The organism is Brevibacterium permense (assembly GCF_013280495.1).
GTDB lineage: Bacteria > Actinomycetota > Actinomycetes > Actinomycetales > Brevibacteriaceae > Brevibacterium > Brevibacterium permense.
The window spans coordinates 1-15,321 of sequence record NZ_JABSSX010000001.1 but is presented as its reverse complement, the minus strand read 5'-3'; the positions used below and the strand labels follow the sequence as shown (position 1 = coordinate 15,321).

The window sequence follows — 15,321 nt, the reverse complement described above, 5'->3', positions numbered from 1 at the left end:
ACGCGAACCGCTCGACCTCAGTAGAGAGTGTTCTGGCCGATGAGAGGGGCAGCCTGCGCTCCCGGAAGAGGCGGTTCCTGAGGTGCGGCTGCGGCAGGCGCGGCCTCAGGAGGTGCAACCGCTGCTTCACTCAGCGCAGGCACGGGCGCTGCAGATGCAGGGTCTGCAACTGCTGGAGCTGCCGGAGTCGGATCTGCAGGAGCCGGCGACACGGGCGCGGCCTCCGCCGGAGCGGGCAGGGTGTCTGCGGGGACCGATTCGGCAGATGTCGCGGCTGCCTGCACCGCTTCGGCTGGTGCTGCAGCAGCCGGACCGGCCTCGGTCGCCAAGGCTTCCGCATCCTCTGTTTCGGGAGTGCCGATGTTTGGGCCGGCGGGAGCAGCCGCAGTCGGGTCGGCATGAGCAGCGGTGGTCGGCGCTGCGGGAGTAGCCGCTTTCGGCGCTGCGGACGGGGCACTCAACGCATCGCCCCGGGGAGCCGCCTCGGTGAGGGCCGGGCCTGCAGGCGTCTGACCAGCGGTCGGGACCGCCTCGGCGATGGCTTCGAACATGGCCAGGGTGCCGTGCTGGGCCGCGAGGCTCACCGGTTCCGGGTCGCTCGAGAGCTTGATGCCGACGGTCTGGGTGGCGCGGTCGATGTAGAGCATCTGGCCGTGGATGCCGATGCCGATGACGACGTTGCGGTCGGCAGAGGGGATCCAGAACTGGCTGCGGTACATTCCGCCAGGATAGGAACGTCCGGACGGGGACGCGGCGAAGACCTCAGCGGAGTCCTCGGCACCGGTGAAGATGTCGTCGACCCATTCCGCCGAAAGCACGCGTTCGCCGTTGTCGGTGGTGCCGCCTCGGGCGATGATCTCGCCGAAGCGGGCGAGGTCGCGCAGGGTGGCGCTGATGGCACCGTCAGCAATCGATCCGCCCCACCGGTCCTGGCAGACCTGGGCGGCGTGGGCGGCGCCGATCCGCGACCACACGTATTCGCTGGCGACGATGGAGAACGGCTGGCCGGTGACTGCCTCGGCGATCCAGGCGAGCACGTCGGTTTCGCAGCTGCGGTAGACGAAGGCCGAGCCGTGTTCGCGGTCGCTGGTCAGCCCGGTGAGGAAGTTCTTGATCCCCTTCGCCGAGGCGGCCGATCGGGGCGCGAAATCGACCGCTTCGAACAGGGCTCGGATCTCGGAGTCCTCCTCGAGGTACTCCTCGGAGAACTTGATGCCCGAACGCATGTCGAGCAGATCGCGAATGGTGGCTCCCGCGTATCCGCTCTCAGCCAGTGCGGGCACATGCGTGGTGACGAGGTCGGTGGGGCGCAGCAGTCCGGCGTCGGCGAGCGCACCGATGACGGTGGCGACGATGGACTTGCTCACGGAGAAGAGCATGTGCTGGCGGGCGGGCTTCATCGGCCAGGCGTATTCCTCGGCCAGCGCCACTCCGTTGCGTGTGACGAGCCAGGCGTCGGTGTGGGTGTTGGCCAGCACGTCGCCGACGGTGGTCCAGTCCTCGTCGGCGGCCGGCCATTTCTCGCGGTCGATGGTCAAGGATCGAAAGTCGTTGTCTTCGGTGACGTACTCGCGCACCGGCCCGATGCCGCGCGGGATCCCGCCGGTCGGGAAGATCTCCTGCATCCGGGTGAGCGCAAAGGCGAAGAACTCGGGCCATTTCCAGGTGTCGAGGTCGATGCTCTCGAGCACCGCTTCCGAGGGGTCGACGATGGCGTCTTCACTCGCCGAGGTGAGTTCCCCGACGTGGGGAAGGGTGATGTCCAACGCCGAGGCGTCCCCATCGTCGTCTCCGGACTGCGCAACTGCGGGACCCTGGGAGGCCGGGGGCTGCTGGGAGTCCGCGTCCGCGGATTGCCCGGGAGCCGCCTCGGTGGCGGTGTCTGTGGATGTGCTGATGCCCTTGGTATTGCCGGACAGTGCACCGATGCGGCGGTTCGGCGGGGTCACCGGGCGGGGCGGAAACGTCTCGTCTTCGCCTGCCATGTCACCTCCGCTGTCTCGACCTGGACTGCGCTGCGCATGCGCGCGGCCGTCCCGATGTGCAGGGAACAGACTACCGGTAGGAGGTGAAACTCCGTAGTCGAAGCGGGCCGATTCGGGCGATGCGGCGTTCTCCGTCCCGATCGCCTGCGCCTCTCACCTGGAGTGACGATACGGCCCATTACCTATCAGTTATTCATCTGACAGTCGGGTAGGACGTCGGTGGGGCCGGTTCGGGTCCTGGTCCAGCCGACATGGTCAGTCCGACCGGCTGGCTACCCGACCGAGCCGTCGCCCCGACTCTTCATCTGTCAACGACGGCCCACATCGTGCTCGTGTCCTCGTTCGTCGCGATGGCGAATCTCCCGCTCGAAGTCAGTTCGGCGTAGTCCCCGGCCGGATGGTCGCTGACAGGCTTGCCGGTCTTCGCATTGAAAAACGTCGTCTTCTTGTTGTCAGTGACGACGATCAACCCGAGGTCCGGCAACACACCCTGGCCGCCCCAACTTCCTGTTTCGCCCTCCTCACGCAGTTTGGGCCCGCTGGTCGTCCACACTGGTTTGCCGTTCGCAGCATCCAATGCAGCGATCCCACTTTCGGCTGCGGGAACGACGACGAGCGTTTGATCTCCGTGGTCGACGGGCTCCCACTGTGGACCGCCAAGACCGCCGATCCTGGCGACCGCGGCCTCCGGGGCGTCGGCATACCAACCGTCGACGGCCCCGTCGGACCCTTGGTATTTCACCGCTGACGCGAACAGCTGAGTTTGCAGGCACGCCGGCTTGCCGCCTGCGGTGAAGTGCAGTTCGGCGCTGCACACGGCATCGAAGCTGTCTTTCATGCTCACATCGACAGAATGCCCGGTGGCTGCCAATGTCGCCGAATCGGACGGCTTCAGGTCCGTGGGGACACTCAGTTTGGCCGCCCGGGTGACTGTCGAGCTCATCGGATCGTCGCCGTCCATCGACCCGTACACGTACGTCAGACTGCTGGGATCGGCGGTCGGAAGCACGGTGAAGTAATCGACTCCGGTGTCATCGATCTCGCGCGCCTCGGTGATGGGGATTGACGTGTGCGAGCCGTCCTTGAAATTCACTCGTGTGACCATCGACTCGGCCCCGTCCATCCACGACATGATCCCGGATTTGCGGTCGGGTGCCAGTTCGAGAAGGCGACCGCCGAAGGTCTCGCCGTCTTCGCCGACCGACAGTGCCGGCCACGCTTCCTTCCCTGTGTCCGGGTCGAGGGCGTAGAGGACTGTGTTCCCGTCGGCCGAGGGCTTGCAGTTTTCCTCGGCGTCCATCCAAATGTTCTCGATCAGAATGTGGTCCCCCTCGCCGAGGCGGCTGTTCCCGCTCGTCGACTGCGACCCAAAGGATTGTGCGGGGCGGCAGGAACCAGCGGTGCTTGGGAGGTCGAAGGACCAGGCTTCTTGCCCATCGGCCCACGAGTAGGCCGTCGTCGTACCGGAGTAATCGTGGACGATGACGTTCTCACCTGCCGAATACGCCTCAGGGCCGCCACCGTCGTCTTCATTGCCATTGGAGTCGATGCTCCACTTCTCGTCGCCTTTGGCATCGACGACTCGCAGCTTCTGGCTCATCCAGTCACCGACGAGCGCCAGATCCGAGCCGTTGTCGGTGATTACCGAGGCGTAGTAGTCGAGTTCGACCGGCTCGGACAAGGTCGGGGTGATCGTCGGCGACGGTGTCCCCGCTGGCTCACCGTTGTCATTGCTGCACCCGCTCAGTGCCACCAAGCCTGTTGCCACGACCGCCGCCCACATCCGCTTCATGACGCGTTTCTCCTGCTCATACCCCGATTCATAGCTTGATCATATGCCGCGGCAATCGTATTGGCACTTCGGGTGTGGTGAGATTGGAGACGGTCGCCTCAGCGTACAATGGCGGCGAGAACTGGGATGTCAATGCCGATTCCCTGTTCAACATGATGAGGACTGAACTATGAAGATTCTCGCGCACGCTTGCACCATGGTCCCCACGGACGATCTCGCTGTTGCTGTCTCCGCCCACGTCGCGAGTGGGCTCAACGTCTATTGGCGTCCCGATCCGCGGACTGCGTTGTTAGGAGTCAACGATCGCGCCTGCGTGATGGTCGAAGATGATCCGGCTGAACGTGCACTTGGGCCCGGTCCGGTGCTGCTGGTCGACGCTGTGACAAGGCTCGGTCTGGATGATGCCGCCTCGTGGGCTATTTCGCCGACGGAGGTGCCGGTCGGCAACTATGCCGCGTCGAACCGAGGACGAACCGTTCTCCGCTACCTTGATCTGACGAAGCTGGAGGACAAAATTCCGCGCGCTTGGTTCGGAGAAACACTAGATGAGCGAAGGGCATAGATCTAGACATGGAAATTGATTCGGGAAATTCTGCCGCGAAGACCACAGGTTTCACGTTGCAGGTGTACGTGCCGACCGGTGACGCCGCCGAAGCGCGATCGTTCTACAGTTCTCTGTTCGGTCGCGAGCCGGAGTTCGAGCCACACGACGACTTCTTCGAGTGGTCGCCGATCGCTGGCCAGGAATGTTGGTTTCAGGTGTCAGGGAAAGACCAAGCACCGCCTTTGCTCAACAGGGTCCGCTTTCGTGTGCTCGATCTGGCCGAGGCATTGTCGTTTCTCGACTCCTCTGGGATAGAGCGATCCGAACCGTCACAGTTGCCTGGAGTCGTCGCATTTGTCGACTTCGCTGATCCCTGGGGCAATCGGCTCGGCTACTACCAAGACCTGGTGCCAAGTGGGCAACAGCAGGAATACCGAGGCACCTCGGTCAACGATGAAGCGCAGTTCACTCGGTTCACGAACGAGTAATTGAGATCAGCAGGTCCAGCCAGCCCGCAAATATAGGTCACCATCGGATACTTTATTCGCTCAGAAGTATCCGATGGTGACCTATATTCGGCTTCAAACATCCGATGGTGACCTAAACTCGGCGAAGACTGCGAGAAGCGAGGCCTCTACACCAGCCCCTGGTCCTCCGCGACGCGGATGGCGCGGGCCCGAGAGTCCACCCCGAGCTTCGTGAACACGTTGACGAGGTGGCTCTTCACCGTCGCCTCGGTGACGAAGAGCTCCTGAGCGATCTGCGCGTTCGACGCCCCTGTTGCCAAGAGTCTGACGACGTCACGCTCACGCCGGGTGAGCTTTGGGCTGGGATTGCGCATCGCGGCGAAAACCTTCGACGAGATCTCCGGAGGCATATAGGTCTCCCCCTTCGCCGCCTTCTCGATCGCCGTCGAGATGTCCCCCGGGTCGATGTCCTTGAGCAGGTACCCCGAGGCCCCGGCGTTGATCGCGGCGATGATCTCCGAATCGAGGTCGAAGGTGGTGAGGATGAGCACCGCCGGCGGGTTCTGCCGTGCCCGCAGTCGCTTCGTCACCTCGATGCCGTCGATCCCTTCCCCCAGCCGCAGGTCGCAGAGGACGACGTCGGGGTCGAGCTCGTCGACGATCGTCAGCGCCTCCTCTCCACTGCTGGCCTCGCCGATCACGGCGATGTGGTCCGGAGCGTCGATGACGGACTTCAGACCTGCCCGCACCACGGGGTGATCGTCGACGAGGATGACTCGAATGCTCATGCGTTCTCTCCTGGATCGCGTGTCTCACCTGTGTTGCTTTCACCCTCGCCGAGGCGGCCCGATCCATCCGTGCCCGACCCGTCCGCGCCAGTGCCCTCACCCTCGCCGAGGCGGCGGTCCGAATCCGCGCCCGATTCCGCGGCTGAGATGCTGAGGCCCTCACCCCGGGTGTGCAGCTGGGATTGGCTGGGCAGGGTCGCGGAGATGGCAAAGCCGGATCCTGGACTCGATTCGATGACGAGCTCTCCGCCGAGTTCGCGCATCCTGGAGCCGATGAAGTCGAGACCGAAGCCCGAATCGGGGTTCCGCTGCCGATTGTGAGGATCGTCCATTCCGACGCCGTCATCGACGATGTCCATCCTGATCGCCCCGTCGAGGTCCATGAGGCTGACCATCACGCGCGTGGCCTGGGAATGCTGGCGAACGTTGGCGAGCGCCGACTGCGCGGTCCGCAGCAGTGCCACCTCCACCTCGGCGGACAGTGTCGGCAGTGTCTCGTCGACGTCGAAGCGACCGGCAATCGAACTGTCTTCCTCGAGGCGGGTGAGCAGACGACGGATCGCTGCGGTCAGAGCCCCGTCCTCGAGTTCGGCCGGGGCGAGCGCAGCGATGATGCGACGCACGTCCCGGGAACTCTGTGCGGCGAGATCCTCGACCTGGGCGAGCACCTGCCCGGCATGGCCATCGGTGGTGCGCTCCGCCTCGGCGTGGGCGATGAGCCGGATCGACGAGATCGACTGAGCGATCGTGTCATGGATATCGCGGGAGACGCGGGTGCGTTCTTGGATCTCGCCGGCATGCCGCTGGGTCAGAGCGAGCTCGTCCTGCAGATCGAGCAGATTCTGGTGGGCAAGTTCGAGGGAGCGCAGCAGCTCCTCACGACGGCGGCCTTCGCGCAGCAGTTCGATATAGCCGCGGGACAACCCGAGGGCGAAGACGGCACCGATGAGGGAGCCGATGATGCTCGGGGTCGGCACCTGTCCGTAGTGCGCGAGCGGAGCGACGACCGTCGCGATGTAGGTGAGCGCGGTGAAGACGATGGCGATGCGCAGGGAGAAGAGATGGCCGGCGAGCAGCCAGAGGAGGAAGGCGACCCAGATGAACTCGGCGGAAACGAGCAGGGTGCACAGCCATGCTGCTGCGAGGACGACGAGCCACCATTTCGCCAGCACCAGTGCGCCGGAGCGCGCCGCGCGGACGGCACCGAGGGCGTACCAGGCGAGGAATACCACGCTCACGGCGACGGCGGCGATCATCGAGGCACCACCCGAGACGGCGCGGATGCAGGAAATGAGCACGAGGACGAGAGTGATGGCGTGCTGACCGAACTCCATCGTGCGTTCCGTCCATTTGCGTGCGCCCACGCTGCCACCCTCCTGCAGATCGGCCTCAGCGGCCAGGTGGCCGAAGCGGTGATCCAGTGCTGTCATGATCTCCCTGCCAACTCAATCACATCCGGAACCCCGGTGGTATGACATCTGCACCGTCCGGTGCGGAAACCGAGCGGGCCCGGGCGACGATCTGCGTCGTCGCCCGGGCCCGCCCGCCTCACTCTGACCGGCGGTCTGCTGACGTGTGCCTACTCGGCTCGCGCCGGGCGGTTCAGCTCAGTGCTTGCCGTGGTGAGCACCGGAACCTGTGTCCGCGAACTTGCTTTCGGCGAGCAGGTGAGTGGAGTGCTCGCCGTCTCCGGCCGCATCCGATCCGGCGGCCGCATCCGATCCGGCGGCCTCGGCCGACCCTACGGCAGTACCGTTGCCCGCGTTTGCCGATCCACCAGCCGCACCGGATGCCGCACGCTCGTGGAAGTGCGTGATCGCCTTGTTGGGCCACCACATCTTGTCGCCCACGAGTCCGAAGATCGAGGGCACGATGACGGTGCGGACGATGATCGTATCGACGAGCACGCCGACTCCGACGATGAGACCGAGCTGGCCGAGCACCATGAGCGGCAGCATGCCCAGCGCAGCGAACACTCCGGCCAGGACGATGCCGGCACTCGTGATGACTCCACCGGTGTGCGCGACGGCTTCGACCATGCCCTGACGTCCGCCGTGGAAGACGGACTCCTTCTTCGCCCGGTGAGCGAGGAAGATCGAGTAGTCGATGCCGAGTGCCACGAGGAAGAGGAACGCCAGGATCGGCACCTGCGCATCGAGGGCGGACTGGCCGAAGATCGTCCGTGACAGGAATGCTCCGAGACCGATCGCCGCTGCCGAGGACACCACGTTGACGAGCAGCAGAGTGAACGCCGCGATCGGCGCCCGGAGGATGCCGAGCAGGATGATGAAGCTGATCGCCAGGACCATCGGGACGATCGTGAAGAAGTCCGTCTGGTTGCCGGCGCGAGCGTCGAGCTCCGTAGCCGCGGCCCCTCCCACCTGAGCGTCGGCTCCTTCAATGGCGTGGACATCGCTGCGGATGTCCTCGACGAGGTCGAGTCCCTTCGCGCTGTCGGGTTCGTACTCGCCTGTGACCATGATCTTCGTGACCGAGGTGCCGTCGATTGTCGTGTCCTCGATCGCCGAGGCGCGCACGACGCCGTCCATGTCGCTGACCGTATCGACGACGTCATCCGCATGGTCGGTATCGGCGACGATCCAGATCGGCTGGGATTCGCCGGGCGGGAAATGATCGGCGAGGACGTCGAGTCCCTTCGCCGATTCGGACTGGACCCGGAACTTCTCGGTCTGGTCGAGACCGATCGAGGACCCGATGAAGCCGGTGGCCATGACACCGAGGATGACGATTCCGGCACCGAGGTGGAGGCCGGGTTTCCGGACCACGCGAGTGGCGATGGTCCGCCAGATCGAGGGCTTGGCTGAGGTGGCCCGGTCCTTGATTCCGGCCGCGCGGTCACCGAGCTCCCGCGCTGAGTGCGGGGCCGCCTCGGCGGGAGTCATCTCTTCATCCGTGAACTCTTCGACCTTCGGGATGAACGGCCAGAACATCTTCTTGCCGCAGATCGCAAGTACGGGCGGCAGCGCGAAGAGGACGGCGGCTGCGGAGATGAGCAGGCCGACGGCCGCGGTGATGCCCAGGCCGCGGGTGCCGGGGATGATCGCGAAGACGAGGCTGAGCAGGGACAGCACGACGGTGAGGTTCGAGGCGAGGATCGTCGACGCGGTGTGCGTCCAGGCTTCGGCGAGCGCAGTGCGGTGGTCGGCGATCCGGCGCAGCTCCTCGCGGTAGCGGGAGATGAAGAGCAGGGCGTAGTTCGCGCCGGCGCCGAAGACGAGGACGCTGATGATGCCCGCATCGAACTGCAGGTCGAGCCAGTCGCCGACGGCCGCAGTCACGGTCGAGGCGAGCCCGTCGGCTGTGCCGATGACGATGAGCGGCAGCAGCCACAGGATCGGCGAGCGGTAGGTGATGATGAGCAGCAGGGCGACGATGACGATGGTGACGATGAGCAGGGTAAAGTCCGCACCGTTGAACGCCGAGGCGATGTCGGCGCCGATCGCGGGACCGCCGGTGACCAGCACGGACATGCCATCATCAGTGAGCGACTGCGCGGTTCGGTGATCGGCGATGGCGGTGCGCAGGTCGTCGACGGTTTCGGCTGTGTCGGAGTTCGTCAGGCCTACCGTGATCGGCACCATGAGCAGCGCGGCCTGTTTGTCGTCGCTGAGGATCGGTCCTGTCACGGTCTCGGAGGATTCGTCGCCGACTGAATCGCCGATCGAGGTGCCGAGCTTCTTCAGCTGCGCCTGGTCGTCGGCGGAGAGTTCGGATCCGTCCTCGTGCGAGGCCACGACCATGACGGACTGCTTGTCCGCCTCGGGGAACTTGTCGAGGATCTTCTGTGCCTGAGTCGATTCGGAGTCGGCCGGAGCGGTTTCGTTGGGCCGGTCCTCCCCTGCCCCGGACAGGAGTCCGAAGAGCAGAGCGACGAGGACGACGATCCCGACGAGGACGAGCCACGAACCGCGCTTCGATGTCAGCGTGTGTGCGGTTTTCGCCAGTGGTGAGTTCATGACTCCAGTCCATCAATCTATGGGCTGGAAAACATCGCAAAAGAGTTCAGACTCCATCTGCAACTTTCGATGGAGAAATTTTTCTGACCTGGGACGATGTTTCTTCTGAGGGTGGAGGGGTCAGTGGGGGTGGAGGGGTCAGTGGGGCGTCAGCGGCGGTTGGTCAGCGACTCAGGCCAGGGTGGCGCCCGCTTGTTCCACCTCTGTCAGGGCCGCCGCGCTCGTGTCCTCCCCGACGCCTGCGACGAGGTCGGTGAGCACGCGGACGGCCACTCCCGCGGTCAGTGCGTCAAGCGCGGAGGCGCGCACGCAGTGGTCGGTCGCGATGCCGACGACGTCCACCTCGGTGATGGTGAGATCGTTCAGAAGCTCGCCGAGGCGGCTCCCCGTTTCCGTGATTCCCTGGAAGGCCGAATAGTCGGGTCGGCCCTGGCCTTTGCGGACCTCGTGAGTGATGGGAGCGGTGTCGAGCAGCGGGTCGAATTCGGCACCGGTCGTGCCGGCGACGCAGTGGACGGGCCAACTGTCGACGAAGTCCGGGGTGTCACTGAAGTGACCGCCGTTGTCGCTGTCGGCATCGTGCCAGTCGCGGGAGGCGATGATCGCGTCGTAGTCGCCGGAGCGCGCGGCGAGGTGGCGCGTGATGCCTTCGGCGACATGATCGCCGCCGGTCACACCGAGCGCGCCGCCTTCGGTGAAGTCATTCTGGACATCGACGATGAGGAGTGCCTTGACCATGCTTCGAGCATAGGCGCTTCTGCGCCGATTTCCAGGGGCATCCCGAGACGGTGCAGGGTCTCAGGCCTGCTTGAGCGCGGCCTTCTCGGCCTTCTTCGCAGCTTTCTTGGCGGCCTTGTTCGCTGCCTCCTCGATCGCCTTGCTGTTGTCACCGGATCCGGCGATGAGCATCAGACCGCCGAGAGCGGCAAGGTTCTTCGAGAACTGCGTCTGATGGGCCTTCGCCTCTCCGCCTTCCATCTCCCAGAAGGAGTGTCCGGCGAGAGTGGTCGGGATGAGGGATCCGGCGAGTGTCAGCGCGGACAGCCGCGGCTTGATGCCGAAGACCAGGGTGGCGCCGGCGAGGATCTGCACACCGCCGTTGATGCGCACGAGCAGTTCGTTGTCATCGGGCAGACCCGGCACGTATTCGCGCATTGTGTCGAGCGTCGACTCGGCCATCGCCGCCTTTCCTGCCGGATCCTTCACGGCAGAGAGTCCGCCGGTGATGAAGATCGGTGCGGTGAGCATGCGTCCTGCAGTCTGCAGCAGCGATGGTCCGAAAAGCATAGTGCTCCTAAGAGGTTGGGGATTTTGAGCCTAATGGACACCGGGGTCGAGCCTCAATTTCAGAGGCCGGCCTCGGTGCCGACCTTCGGCTTCTTGATGCCCAATTCCGGCTGCTTGCGGAACTGGCCGGTGAGGACGAGGACAACGATGACAACGGCGGAGACAATCCATCCGGCCACCCCGAGGAAAGCGACGAGGGCAGGGTCCGGCGTCTGTGCCCCGGCGTCGACGAACAACCCGAGAAGCATAGTCCCGCATCCGTTGAGTGCGGCGTGCGCGAAGACCGCTGGCCAGACCGAAGCCGTGCGCAGGCGCAGCCAGCCGAAGAGGATGCCGACTGCGATGCACCCGGCGACCATGAAGCCCATGCCGGTGATGTCGGGGCGGTCGAAGTTGTAGCCGAGCAGAATGAGCGGCGCGTGCCACAGACCCCAGACGACGCCGATGATCAGCAGCGCCGGCCAGGTTCCCAAGGGGCGCAGGCTGGTGAGCAGCCACCCGCGCCAGCCGAACTCCTCACCGATGGTGACGAAGATTTTGGTCAACGAACTGACGAGCATCAGGCCCAGATAGACGGCGAGGGCGGCGGCCGTCGGCACCGATTCCATGCCAGGCAGTGTGGCCGCTTGCGCCTTGAACCCGGACAGCCCGGTGAGGTCGAGGCTCAGCCAGCCGAAGGCCGCGCTGAGGAGGTATCCGCAGACGACGAGCACCATGATTCCGAAGAAGGCGGCCACCGTCATCCAGATGACCCGCCCGAAGGGGCGCAGCGGCCAGAAGCCGAAGTAGCGGGGTGCACTGGTCAGGCCCTCTCCCCTGGCACGGGCACGGCGGCCCTGGACGATGGAGGCTATGATGCTCGCGATAAGCGGAGTGAACATCATGGCGCTGCCGCAGGCCAGAAGCAGGACGGGATCGCCGATCCCCTTTTCGGAGGACCACAGCGGCAGGCAGGCCAGCCAAGCGAGCCCGAATGCGGTGACGGCGAAGATGCCGATCTCAAGCCACGGGACCCGGGCGGGTACGACGGCGAGCGGTCTCCCTTTCGCGTCGACATCCTCGGTGGGGGTGTGTGATCCATCCATCGCCGAGGCGGCCGGACCGGGCATGGAATCCGTCGTTCCGTGCGGGTGGGGCTGGATGGCGGACTGAGGTGATGGCTCGGCCGGTCCGGTCGCTTCGGCGAATCCGGATTGACTGTGCGTCTGCGTGTTCACGATTCCTCCTCGTTCCTGCACTGTGCCCACCGGTTCGGCAGTGGTCCGTGCCTGTGATTCCACGCTATGACTCGCCGTCGTTCGGCACCTCCGCCGCGAGGATGAAATCGCGATCAGCCGCGCGGACGAGAATGCTTCCGCAGGTGAGAATCGGAGATACGATGCGAACAGCACAGAATCAACGACGATTCGAATGAAGGAACATCACCATGTCCGATCACCCCACGAGCGCCCACTACCCCTCGGGCGCCGATAAATCTCCCGGCCGCCGCGGCACCCCCGGGGACCACCTCTCCGACTCCGACCACCTGGCCGTCCTCGGCTACAACGACTCATTCGAGCGATCGATGAGTCCGTGGGCGAACTTCGCCCTCGGCTTCACCTATCTCTCCCCACTCGTCGGGGTCTACTCGCTCATGGCGGTGGCCCTGTCCACCGGCGGTCCCCCGTCGATCTGGTGGATCGTCATCGTCGCCTGCGGTCAGCTGCTCGTCGCCCTCGTCTTCGGCGAGGTCGTCTCCCAGTTCCCCATCGCTGGCGGAATCTACCCATGGGCGCGCCGGTTGTGGAGCAAGCGGTACGCGTGGATGGCTGCGTGGGTCTACATCTGCGCACTCATCGTCACGATCACCTCGGTGGCGGAATTCGGCTCCGGATTCGTCACGAGCCTGTTCGGGCTCGAGCTGACCCGGAACTCCACCCTCGTGCTCACACTCGCACTGCTGGTGCTGGCGCTGGGCATCAACTTCTCCGGCACCAAATGGCTGGCCCGGATCGCACGCATCGGACTCTTCGCCGAGCTCATCGGCGTCATCGGGCTCGGGCTCTTCCTGCTCATCTTCGAACGCAAACACAGCTTCTCCGTCTTCTTCGACACCATGGGCACCGCCGGGGACGGCAGCTACCTGCCCGTATTCATGGGTGCCGCCGTCGCGGGCCTGTTCCTCTTCTACGGCTTCGAGGCCTGCGGAGACGTCGCCGAGGAGGTTTCGAACCCCGCTCGCGGCATCCCGAAGGCGATGCTCATGACGATTCTCGTCGGGGCGATCTCGGCCCTGTTCTCCTTCGGCGGTTACGTGCTCGCAGCCCCGAACCTCGAGGAGATCGTCGCCGGAGAGGTCGAGGATCCGATTCCCACGATTCTCGAGGGCAGTCTAGGCGCGGTCGGGGCGAAGATCTTCCTGCTGGTGGCGATCCTCGCGTTCATCTCCTGCGTGCTCAGCCTCCAGGCCGCCGCTTCGAGGTTGATCTTCAGCTTCGCCCGCGACGGCATGATGCCCGCCCACCGGTGGCTGTCGAAGGTCACCGATGGCACGAAAGTTCCTCGCAATGCCCTCATCGTCGCCTGCACTGCACCCGCACTCATCAGCGTGCTCATCTGGTTCAACGACGGCATCCTCGTGGCCGTGACCTCGTTTGCGATCCTCGGCATCTATCTGGCCTTCCAGATGGTCGTCCTCGGCGCCCTGCGACAGCGGGTCAAGGGTTGGAAGCCGGCTGGACCATGGTCACTGGGCGGTTGGGGCATCGTCGTCAACATCGCAGCTCTGGCCTACGGCATCTTCGCGATGATCCTGTTGTCGCTGCCCGGTGACTCCGGGTCGTTCTTCGCCGACTGGATCGTGCTCATCGGCCTGGTCGTCGTACTCGCCGTCGGGTTCATCTACCTCTTCACGGCACGTCCCGATCGGAAGTCCGACGCCCCGGAAGGCGATGCCATCGCCGTCGCCGAGGCGATCCGCACCCACAGAGCGAAGCTGTAACTCACGCGGGGTGGCCGCGGCCACTTCCCCGAATAGTGGTCACAAACGGACACTGCCCTCGAATTTAGGTCACCATCGGATACTTTCTGGCACCAGAAATGTCCGATGGTGACCTAATGTTTTGGCCCGAGTGTCCGATGGTGACCACTATTTCGCGCACAGCCTATGCCGCCCTGATTGCGCACCTCGCTGAGTCCACTCGCACACCCACTCCTGTGCAGAGTTTCATTCAAGTCGTCGCCGGGACACGCGAAGCTTCTCCTGGGCGCGCTGACATCGCCTCAGGTCACCCCGGCTCCGCCCTCAACCGGTTGTGGACGAATGACCTGACTCAGGCGCATACGGGCTGTGGATGCAGAACGGTTGCCCACAGCTGCCTCAGCAGCTCTTCCTGCGCCGAGAGTGCAAGTGAACGATCTGTGCATGAGACATCCTCTGAACTATGCCGATTACCCAGCCATCGTCTCGGTTTCCGAGGCACGTGCACGAGGGGCGTCGGACTACGACATTCGCTCCGGCCGCAACTTTCCAGCAGCCGCGTGGGGAATCCGCTTCGACGCCACGGTCCCCACTGAGTTCCCGGTTCCGACATGGGCCGATGATGATTGGATCAAGGAAGCTCAACTGCTGCTTGCCCTCGCACACAGGCACTCGGGAATCGTCGCATGCAGTGAAACTGCTGCGCGTCTGTTCGGGTGGCCGCTGCAAGGTTCCAGCAACCGACATATTCTCCGTCTGGCAACGTCGGACATCAACAAACGCATTCGCAGAAAGGGTGTGACGCTGCATCGGATGAGAACGCTCAGACGAACTGGTTTCCTGGGCCTGCCAGTTCAGAGTCCGTTGCAGGTCTTCAGCCAATTCGCGGCCGTCAGTTCGGTTGAATCGTTGGTGAAGATGGGAGATGCTGCGATCGGCGATTGGAAGAGCCCGCCCCAGTTCTCACTGGAAGACCTGGCCACGCACATCTCCGGCACGAAACATCTCAGAGCCAGATCGAAGCTGCTTTCCGCCCTCGAACTGATCAGAGAAGGCGTCGACTCGCCGATGGAGACTGATCTCCGGCTCTGGGCTGTTTCGCGGAACCTTCCCGAACCTGCAGTCCATCCTGCTGTGTACTGTCCGTCGATCGATCGCACGCTGCATCCTGACCTCGGCTATCCGCAGGAAAAGCTCGCTTTGGAATACGAGGGAGACCATCACCGGACCTCCGAAGACCAATGGGCCGCCGACATCGATCGAGTCAACGCGCTGAGAGCCGTCGGTTGGACAGTTATCCGAGTGACGAAATCGACGAATCGTCACCAACTCGAGCGAGACATCCGCCAGCATCTCGGTTTGCAGTGAGAAACATAGGTCACTAACGGACATTTCTGACGCGGCGGTTTCTATCTTCTAGTGCAACACCCGGCCTGACCAGCACGGTCGGGTCGGGACAGCACTTGAGAAGGAGCCCATCATGCGACCAGTGCCTTTCGACCACCTCGACGCGTTCTTCGTC

The 15,321-nt window shown here is 64.3% G+C and carries 12 protein-coding genes; 4 read left to right on the top strand and 8 right to left on the bottom strand.

The features are described from left to right. Positions 1-17: 17 nt before the first annotated feature. Positions 18-1,985, bottom strand: a complete 1,968-nt coding sequence (locus HK353_RS00060) for a serine hydrolase domain-containing protein (protein ID WP_173151103.1) — start codon at positions 1,983-1,985, stop codon at positions 18-20. A 301-nt stretch (positions 1,986-2,286) separates the two neighbouring features. Further along, positions 2,287-3,777 carry an outer membrane protein assembly factor BamB family protein gene (locus tag HK353_RS00055; RefSeq protein ID WP_173151101.1) on the bottom strand — a complete coding sequence of 497 codons (1,491 nt, stop codon included), beginning with the start codon at positions 3,775-3,777 and terminating at the stop codon, positions 2,287-2,289. Positions 3,778-3,946: 169 nt separating this feature from the next. Between HK353_RS00055 and HK353_RS00050 the strand changes: the two genes are divergently transcribed. Beyond that, positions 3,947-4,339: a hypothetical protein gene (locus tag HK353_RS00050; RefSeq protein WP_173151099.1), complete on the top strand. Its 393-nt coding sequence runs from the start codon at positions 3,947-3,949 to the stop codon at positions 4,337-4,339. Positions 4,340-4,347: 8 nt separating this feature from the next. Next, positions 4,348-4,809, top strand: coding sequence for a VOC family protein (locus HK353_RS00045; RefSeq protein ID WP_173151097.1), 462 nt, complete (start codon positions 4,348-4,350; stop codon positions 4,807-4,809). A 146-nt stretch (positions 4,810-4,955) separates the two neighbouring features. On the opposite strand, the gene HK353_RS00040 is transcribed toward HK353_RS00045, so the two are convergent. From HK353_RS00040 to HK353_RS00015, 6 genes are all read right to left on the bottom strand, one after another. Further along, positions 4,956-5,576 carry a response regulator gene (locus tag HK353_RS00040; RefSeq protein WP_173151095.1) on the bottom strand — a complete coding sequence of 207 codons (621 nt, stop codon included), beginning with the start codon at positions 5,574-5,576 and terminating at the stop codon, positions 4,956-4,958. After that, positions 5,573-7,006: a sensor histidine kinase gene (locus HK353_RS00035; RefSeq protein WP_245395685.1), complete on the bottom strand. Its 1,434-nt coding sequence runs from the start codon at positions 7,004-7,006 to the stop codon at positions 5,573-5,575. Before HK353_RS00035 ends, HK353_RS00040 begins: the two co-directional genes overlap by 4 nt. Before the next feature lie 177 nt (positions 7,007-7,183). Then, complete coding sequence (locus HK353_RS00030) at positions 7,184-9,553, bottom strand: MMPL family transporter (RefSeq protein WP_245395684.1); 2,370 nt, start codon at positions 9,551-9,553, stop codon at positions 7,184-7,186. 171 nt (positions 9,554-9,724) lie between these two features. Next, positions 9,725-10,291: an isochorismatase family protein gene (locus HK353_RS00025; RefSeq protein ID WP_173151093.1), complete on the bottom strand. Its 567-nt coding sequence runs from the start codon at positions 10,289-10,291 to the stop codon at positions 9,725-9,727. 60 nt (positions 10,292-10,351) lie between these two features. Further along, on the bottom strand, positions 10,352-10,840 hold the full coding sequence (locus HK353_RS00020) for a DoxX family protein (protein ID WP_173151091.1): 489 nt from the start codon (positions 10,838-10,840) through the stop codon (positions 10,352-10,354). 59 nt (positions 10,841-10,899) lie between these two features. Beyond that, positions 10,900-12,057 carry a CPBP family intramembrane glutamic endopeptidase gene (locus HK353_RS00015; protein ID WP_342589757.1) on the bottom strand — a complete coding sequence of 386 codons (1,158 nt, stop codon included), beginning with the start codon at positions 12,055-12,057 and terminating at the stop codon, positions 10,900-10,902. A 209-nt stretch (positions 12,058-12,266) separates the two neighbouring features. On the opposite strand from HK353_RS00015, the gene HK353_RS00010 reads away from it, so the two are divergent. Together HK353_RS00010 and HK353_RS00005 are read left to right on the top strand one after the other, a co-directional pair. Beyond that, positions 12,267-13,820 (top strand): APC family permease, encoded by a 1,554-nt coding sequence (locus tag HK353_RS00010; protein WP_245395683.1) that lies wholly within the window; start codon positions 12,267-12,269, stop codon positions 13,818-13,820. A gap of 423 nt (positions 13,821-14,243) precedes the next feature. Then, positions 14,244-15,167, top strand: a complete 924-nt coding sequence (locus HK353_RS00005; protein ID WP_173151089.1) for a hypothetical protein — start codon at positions 14,244-14,246, stop codon at positions 15,165-15,167. Positions 15,168-15,321: the final 154 nt, after the last annotated feature.